Source organism: Aeromonas sp. QDB39 (genome assembly GCF_027707585.1).
Classification (GTDB): domain Bacteria; phylum Pseudomonadota; class Gammaproteobacteria; order Enterobacterales; family Aeromonadaceae; genus Aeromonas; species Aeromonas hydrophila.
The window spans coordinates 1-6676 of record NZ_JAPCIV010000082.1 but is presented as its reverse complement, the minus strand read 5'-3'; the positions used below and the strand labels follow the sequence as shown (position 1 = coordinate 6676).

9 protein-coding genes are annotated in these 6676 nt (G+C 51.2%); 4 read left to right on the top strand and 5 right to left on the bottom strand.

What is annotated here, in order from left to right; genetic code table 11:
• Window positions 1-37: 37 nt before the first annotated feature.
• Entirely contained in the window at window positions 38-664 is a 627-nt protein-coding gene (locus tag PG899_RS23620; RefSeq protein WP_270697786.1) for a hypothetical protein, read from the bottom strand.
• Between the two features lie 480 nt (window positions 665-1144).
• Here PG899_RS23620 and PG899_RS23615 point away from each other — a divergent pair, with 480 nt between their 5' ends.
• Complete coding sequence (locus PG899_RS23615; protein WP_270697785.1) at window positions 1145-1414, top strand: hypothetical protein; 270 nt, start codon at window positions 1145-1147, stop codon at window positions 1412-1414.
• Between the two features lie 227 nt (window positions 1415-1641).
• Here PG899_RS23615 and PG899_RS23610 read toward each other — a convergent pair whose 3' ends face one another.
• From PG899_RS23610 to PG899_RS23600, 3 genes are all read right to left on the bottom strand, one after another.
• A complete protein-coding gene (locus PG899_RS23610; RefSeq protein ID WP_270697784.1) occupies window positions 1642-2208 on the bottom strand; it encodes a hypothetical protein in 567 nt (188 codons plus the stop codon).
• A gap of 67 nt (window positions 2209-2275) precedes the next feature.
• Window positions 2276-2821 (bottom strand): single-stranded DNA-binding protein, encoded by a 546-nt coding sequence (locus PG899_RS23605; RefSeq protein WP_270697783.1) that lies wholly within the window; start codon window positions 2819-2821, stop codon window positions 2276-2278.
• Between the two features lie 163 nt (window positions 2822-2984).
• Complete coding sequence (locus tag PG899_RS23600) at window positions 2985-3443, bottom strand: hypothetical protein (protein WP_210537762.1); 459 nt, start codon at window positions 3441-3443, stop codon at window positions 2985-2987.
• 762 nt (window positions 3444-4205) lie between these two features.
• Between PG899_RS23600 and PG899_RS23595 the strand changes: the two genes are divergently transcribed.
• From PG899_RS23595 to PG899_RS23585, 3 genes are read left to right on the top strand one after another with little or no spacing between them, the layout of a single operon-like run.
• Entirely contained in the window at window positions 4206-4625 is a 420-nt protein-coding gene (locus PG899_RS23595; RefSeq protein WP_210537770.1) for a CFI-box-CTERM domain-containing protein, read from the top strand.
• A gap of 2 nt (window positions 4626-4627) precedes the next feature.
• A complete protein-coding gene (locus PG899_RS23590; RefSeq protein ID WP_210537776.1) occupies window positions 4628-5122 on the top strand; it encodes a CRISPR-associated protein Cas4 in 495 nt (164 codons plus the stop codon).
• Between the two features lie 9 nt (window positions 5123-5131).
• Complete coding sequence (locus PG899_RS23585) at window positions 5132-5737, top strand: hypothetical protein (RefSeq protein WP_210537778.1); 606 nt, start codon at window positions 5132-5134, stop codon at window positions 5735-5737.
• 75 nt (window positions 5738-5812) lie between these two features.
• Here PG899_RS23585 and PG899_RS23580 read toward each other — a convergent pair whose 3' ends face one another.
• Window positions 5813-6526: a hypothetical protein gene (locus PG899_RS23580; RefSeq protein ID WP_270697782.1), complete on the bottom strand. Its 714-nt coding sequence runs from the start codon at window positions 6524-6526 to the stop codon at window positions 5813-5815.
• Between the last annotated feature and the right edge of the window lie 150 nt (window positions 6527-6676).

Below are 6676 nucleotides of genomic sequence, written 5' to 3'. Positions count from 1 at the left end.
CATGTAGAACCTCCTGCGTTCAAGGTACGGGAAAATTCTACTTATGAGCACCCTGGTTTTTCGGGGGGATTACCGTGGCTGTTGGGTTGAAATCCCAACCGTCATCTTCGTCCGTCATGGCCATCGAGATAACCTCATCCAGCCAGCCCTGCATTTCAAGCCACAGGAGCAGTTCATGTTCCTTGTGGCTCAGTTTTGAGCACCGTCGTAGATAGTTCCGCCTAGTGACTACCTGCCGGAAAATCCCAGCAAGCATGCGTTCGGGGTTGACATCTAACATGATGCAGCAATGCCTAAAGCTGAAGGGTGCAAGCTCTTGTTTGAACAACCATTCGATCCCCAACTCCCTCGATTCAGTGCCGCACTTTGGTGAAATCAGGCCATAAATGGCATCATTCAGTACAACACCGCATAGAGTTGCTATACCGTCATCGGACCAAACAAGCGAGCCCTCTTCAGGCCTGTCTTGCAGATCCGGTTGGTCTTCCTGGAACAGTTCCGGGAACAGCAACGGTAATGGCATTGCACTGTTATTGGTCAGTGAAACAGGCTCACTGACAACAGCCTTAGATTTCGTTGAGCCTTTTGGCTTTATTGCCCGTTCTGAGGGGATGAATAGCACATCCTTATCAGAATCAAACATGTCTCGTTGCCAAAGTATCATGGTGCCCTCCATAGAGAAGGAGGGCGGCCCGTAGGGCAGCCTCTCCCCTACGGTTCTTGGTTATGGGCTTTCGCCCGGGTTGGTGTTGGCCGCTAGCGCGATTTGCAGGCCTATTCGCGTGATCACCCGAGAGTAATTCGTCGTTTTCATCTATCTACGAATAACTCTTTCGAGAATGAGAAAGAGGACCAAAGGCCCTCATTCTGTTGTTACAAAGGTCTTAAACCGCGGCGAACCACGAGATCTTCATCCTTACCCATGAGTGACAGCCTCCATCTGGTCGAGAGCGGCTAGCACCCATGCGCGATCATCATCGCTCATTCTGGTTGACTTGAAGTACCCACGAAGAGCACCCCATTGCTTTGTCTGAACTGTCCGGCCAAAACCGATCCGGACATCCCCACGCAACCGATCTGAAGGTAAGTAACCACCCCATGGGAATTTGATAATTTCCTCTAGTGTGGTTGGTTTTGCATCGTCATGAGCCACCGGCGTTTCCGCTGGCTTCGCTTCGACCTGGGCGGCCGGCGTTTCTGCTGGCTTCGCTTCGACCTGGGCGGCCGGCGTTTCCGCTGGCTTCGCTTCGACCTGGGCGGCCGGCGTTTCTGCTGGCTTCGCTTCGACCTGGGCGGCCGGCGCTTCTGCTGGCTTCGCTTCGACCTGGGCGGCCGGTCCACTATCTACGAGGACAGTAAGCCCCCCATCTGCATATTCCGGTCGAAAATGAACACCTATTCCGGTTTAAAATGAACGCTGATTCCGGCTTGCGTGTACACCATTTCCGGACACCTCAGAGCACGAACTCTGATGTCAGATGAACCGTCATGCTCCAATGACCTGGATCCACAACTGCCGCGCTGCGCTTGGCTGCTGGCTTGTTCGGTGAGTCGAAAAGATGCCTCCCCTCAAAGCTCAGCTTCTGCTCGCAGAATCCCTGGCCGCATACTTTCCGGAAATGGTGTTCACAGATTCCGGAATCACTGTTCAACTTCACCGGAATACGCACCATCTTTAGGACTGATACTCGCTTGGCTTTCATCTGCTGCGTAAACGCCAGTTAATAACCGGATCGTTTGAGCAGTCGATTTGTGGCCCAACGACCTATTGGGCATATGGCACCAGGCTTCTGTATTGAAGAAGTTCTCAGCCAGATACTCCCGGTGCACAAACCGCCCGCCATCAGCAGCTACCAATGTAGTCTCAATCCACTCATGCCCACGAACATCTTTAGCCATCTCAGCGAAGGTAAGGATGTTTTCGGAGTAGGTATGGATGATCTCTCTGACGCCAGCCTGTTTTGCAAGCTGCAGCCATCCATCTACACGCAGCCCGATCTCAATCCCCAGGTTGGTGCGACGAGCAAACAACGTCCCATCGAAAGGGTTGAGCTGGGTGCGCTCGATGAACCGAATGGTCTTCTTGAAATCCAACGTAGTCGGACTGTAGCCAGCGCAGATCACTTCTAAGAACAACAGGTCTCGAAGCGTGTCATTAACTTCGTCGATCTGGACACCAAGAATTTTATCTACGGTTTGAATAGCCATGTTTTTCTCCAAAAAAAAAGCCTCGTCAATGCGAGGCTGGTTGGTGTTGCCATTTCAGGCTGATTGGTTAGGCGCGGCGACGGTGGTCATATTCCTGTTGCCGGGGTCCCTGCTGTTGCTGGGGGCTGGCCTGGTGTTGCTGGGGATGCCCCCAGTTTTGCTGAGGTTGTTGCGAGCGTGAGGCTTGTTGAGGTCTTTGAGACTGCTGACTCTGCTGACTCTGCTGACTCTGCTGAGGCCGCCCTTGCGAGTTTTTGGCAAAGCCGGACTGCTTCAAACAAGCTATTGCCTCGACCGGAATGTGTACGTTGATACACGCCACCTTAACCTTTAGCCCAGAACGGGTTACCCCACCCTGTTCCCAAGATTCAAAGGCGAGCCGCCCAGAAATTTCAAGATAGTCACCCTTCTTGATGGCTGGGGTTTTTTCCCCAGAAAGCTCCACCCGAATGAACTGGGTACGATCTACCCACTGTCCTGATTTGGGGTCCCGATAACCATCATCGATTGCGATGGTTGCCGGGCCATACGGTCCATATTGACCCATCCGGATGTCGGCATGGCTCACGTAACCGCCAAGCCTCACCTCGTTTGTCTTGTTGCTCATTCTCATAGTCGTAATCCTATGTGGTTGATGTTGGGTGGCTGTACGCCTGCGACTTAAAACCCCTATCGCTCTTTGCCACTTGGCAAATCATCTCAGGAAAAAGCGTGCTTTCCTGAGCCGATTCACATAACTGCATGCGATAAGAGGCTGCCCTGGGGCAGCCTCTTTGTCACATTGGACGTGCTTGAGGGAAATCTTGTTCCCGTGAGTATTCAGCAGGCTGGTACGCCTGCTGTTCGACTTCATTTTCATCTGAGCTTTGGGGATGAAGGTTCATCCCTGCAGCCTGGGCGCGCCAACTAGCCTCTGCCTGAGCAGGTCTAGCAGGTCTAGCGGGCCTCGCGGCCGCGGGATTGACGGTAGCGCCGACGACCCCTGCTGCACGAAGACGTTCCTCAACAGCGCTCTCTACTGCTGCTTTAAAACGTACCTCCGACAACTCATTACTAAACTCTTGTTTGATGATGTCTGCAGCCATTGTGGCGGCTTCTGCCATCATGGCTTTTTTGCGATGGCCATCCAGTTCGCGCTGGTCAGCCTCAGTGCTTTTGAGCAGTTGTTCCCTCATTCCGCCGGCAAAGGCAAAAACGAGAATAGCGAAGAACCCCAAGACTATGATGGTTTCCATATTGCCTACCTTAAAATCTGGCGTGAGCCTAGTTAAGAGTTAACCTGTTGGTTGGGTTTGATGTGCGTGGTGCCGAATGGCTGCTAGATGGTTACACGGACTAGCTATTCAGGCATGTTGCCCGAAATTCATCATGCCGATACAACCAAGTATGGGTATGTAGAATCAAGGGAAACTGCATGATGCTGACGTATGATGGAATTGAGTGTGCAAGCCCCTGAAAAGGGGACTTGCAAATCACCAGGAACGAAATTTGGCTTTCGTGGGGTGGGATAAAGTGAGGGATCGCCATACGGCAATCACAGGTTTTGAAATCTGCCACCCGGCGATGCAGCAGGCAGAGAAAACGGCGAGTTCACCAGCGAAGGTTATGTCCATGAAATTTCCTATCGTGTCGTGGGTACATCAAACCACTCAGAAAGCAGTTTGATGTACCCACGACAAGGAAATTGGACGCTGGGATCTGTCAACAGACAGGGCGACTTGCTTAACCCCTTGGTCGCCTACTACTGCATAGCAGTAATTACTTTATAATCTCGCACGTTGATGGAAAATTTACAACCCCCAGCTTGCTCACTACTAGCCACGGGAGTCTTCGGCATGCGATCCAGGTGTTGTTCGCTGTAACCCTGCCCAGTGAAGCTCCCCCCCCCGCCGACCATCAATCTCTCAACAATCGCTCACCTCGTGCTTGCACCCTGTCAGGTTGCGATAATATGGAGCGGTAAGTCCTTCCGCTGAAATGAGACGAGGGTAGCCGGAATGAACGACAGGAAACTGGTGAGTGCCAGCAAAATCGGCAAGATGGCATGGTGTCCGCATGGCAGCAGCCTACAAGAACAAGGGGTGATTGCGAGTGCTCAGAGCCAGGCAAAGGCTGACTATGGCACAGCAAGTCATGAGAGCGTGACCGCGGCGGTGTTCGAACAACAAACACAGGACCAGCGCTGCTTCGTAGCGAGTTATGCACTAGGGTCGAACCATCCAGCAACACAGCGACTACGGGATTGGCGAGATAGCTATCTGAGCCATCATTACCTTGGCCGCATATTGATCAAGGCTTACTATGCATTGTCCCCCTTCGCCATCAAGTTGCTATCTCCCCTCCCGGGTGCACAGACTGCAGTTGCCTCACTGGTCCTGGCTTTCGCCCGGATGGTGGCAGGAAATAAGGATGCATAATTATGGCATTTCTCATTGCCTTCGTGGTTTTTGTCGCACTGTTGTACCTGGCTCGGCGCAGGTCACATCGGCCTGGCTCACCTTTAGGGATTGAGGGCAAGATAGTTTATGCCGACCAAGGGCGAAAATCGAAGCTGTTCATCAACAAAAAGTACGGAATAACAGCGAAACCTGACTTCATCATTGCCACCCAGAACGGTCAAAACGTGATGGTTGAATACAAGAGCCGTGCGGGCCGAGTGTACCAATCTGACATTGTTCAACTGTTGGCATCCGTCCTCGCTGCACGTTCAGAAATGCCGATCCATCGAGCAGTAGTCGTAACCAAGGGGACCCGGCGTGAGGTGGTGCTGGGGAGCGACGAGCAGATATTCAAGGAAATATCAAAATTTGTTTTGTTGGCTCGACGAGCTCAAGAGGGAGAAATTATCAAGATATTCTCATCTCATCCAGGAGTGTGCCGAAGCTGCTCGGTTGCACACAGCTGCCAACGTTGATAGGGGGTGATGAAAGTGATCAATCAGATATGCACCAATGCCTTGATTTGGGTTGAAAGAAAATCAGGAAATCTGATGCCTGTAAATGGACCTCTTGCATTTTCATATGTGGTCTACCAACTTACAAAGTCCACAGAAGCTGACTATGCAATCAATCAAATTCAATTAGTCTCAGGGTTGTTCACAGTAAAGGCTCATCATGGTGGATTGTCATTCAGTATCTTGGCTGGATGCATAATGCTACTTAGTGTCGTGGCTATTGCAAAAATTTGCCATAGGTTACGTTGGCCAATGCTCGGTGGTAGGGTGTCCATAGCTGCAGTTCTCCTGCCTGCTCTGGTTGCCTGGTGGATGTACTCCTTGTTCTATTGGCAAACAACTAGCGGGGATCTGTTCCTGCTGTACCCTGCCATGTTTGGCATCTGTTTTACGGTTCTGTTTTTGGCATTCAAGGTGCCATTCATTACGATTGTGGTTGGAATTTTCTCGGCCATTTACTTGAGAAACTCAAGCGCATTCTCCGCTGACCATGATTCGGGTAGGTCTGAATCTGACAGGGCAGAGGCTGAACTTGAAAACCAATACGATTGGCATCGTAATGGGGTTGATGACTGAACCACTATCCATCAGAATCGAAAGTGGGGCCAAAGGCCCCATTTTCATATCGTGAACATTTGTGGTCTATCAACGTCATTTCATGAATGAGGCTCCCATTTTTGTGGCTAGTCCGGCCCCCCCCTTGGCCATTGAGAGCAGTTTCCCGACGTTCCCAGATGAACCACCAAAGTCGGCGCCATGCGACCCAATTCCCGGCATGACAACCTGTATGCCGACCAGCCCCAGGATGAAGAACCAGACCCATGGCAAATAGGTGTAGAGCTGAAGAGCTGCGGCACGAGCATATGTTCCATTCGTGGAAACGGTAGCAAATATAACATCAACCAAACTTCCTACCCAGGTTGCCAACGCCACGATCGCAGCAGTGAACTCAACCCCGAAATAGAGACCCGCAAGCAGCAGGGTAACTTTGATGTCGAAGCCTCTAAATACCAAGATGATGGGTATAACCAACAGAAGAATCATTTGCGCAACAGCCATCTGAATCGGGATAGACTGGCGGAACACAATTGCGTCTGGAGCGTTGACAGCATTCGCAACCGATGTTGTGAATGCGGCGATCATCTGAGCAATTTCACTATCCTCATTGTTGGATCTGGTACCCACACTATCTTCAACGACTATCTTACCGCCTGGTAATTGGAAGGCATCACCAATAGCTCTTTTGGTACTACCAATCATCTCACCAGCAAGCCGATACGCGATCTCTTGCTCTGAGAGATTATGTTTTTCGGCCATCTGCTTCAGCATGACAGGAAAGCCATCGGTTTGATTTAGGCGCTGCAAGCTACTATCCATCAAATGAACAAAGGCTTGATTGCACCCCAGTATTGTTTGTCCGCCAGAACTATCACCGGTCTAGATTGGCCCCTTGAAGATCCAGACACTTCGCCCCTCTTAACTTAAGAGGTAGTCTTGGAGCTATGTTCAGTACTA

Coding starts and splice junctions, on each gene's coding strand:
- PG899_RS23620 (WP_270697786.1), bottom strand. CDS start 664: ATGATACTTTGGCAACGAGACATGTTTGATTCTGATAAGGATGTGCTA.
- PG899_RS23595 (WP_210537770.1), top strand. CDS start 4,206: ATGAACGACAGGAAACTGGTGAGTGCCAGCAAAATCGGCAAGATGGCA.
- PG899_RS23605 (WP_270697783.1), bottom strand. CDS start 2,821: ATGAGAATGAGCAACAAGACAAACGAGGTGAGGCTTGGCGGTTACGTG.
- PG899_RS23590 (WP_210537776.1), top strand. CDS start 4,628: ATGGCATTTCTCATTGCCTTCGTGGTTTTTGTCGCACTGTTGTACCTG.
- PG899_RS23610 (WP_270697784.1), bottom strand. CDS start 2,208: ATGGCTATTCAAACCGTAGATAAAATTCTTGGTGTCCAGATCGACGAA.
- PG899_RS23600 (WP_210537762.1), bottom strand. CDS start 3,443: ATGGAAACCATCATAGTCTTGGGGTTCTTCGCTATTCTCGTTTTTGCC.
- PG899_RS23585 (WP_210537778.1), top strand. CDS start 5,132: ATGAAAGTGATCAATCAGATATGCACCAATGCCTTGATTTGGGTTGAA.
- PG899_RS23615 (WP_270697785.1), top strand. CDS start 1,145: ATGAGCCACCGGCGTTTCCGCTGGCTTCGCTTCGACCTGGGCGGCCGG.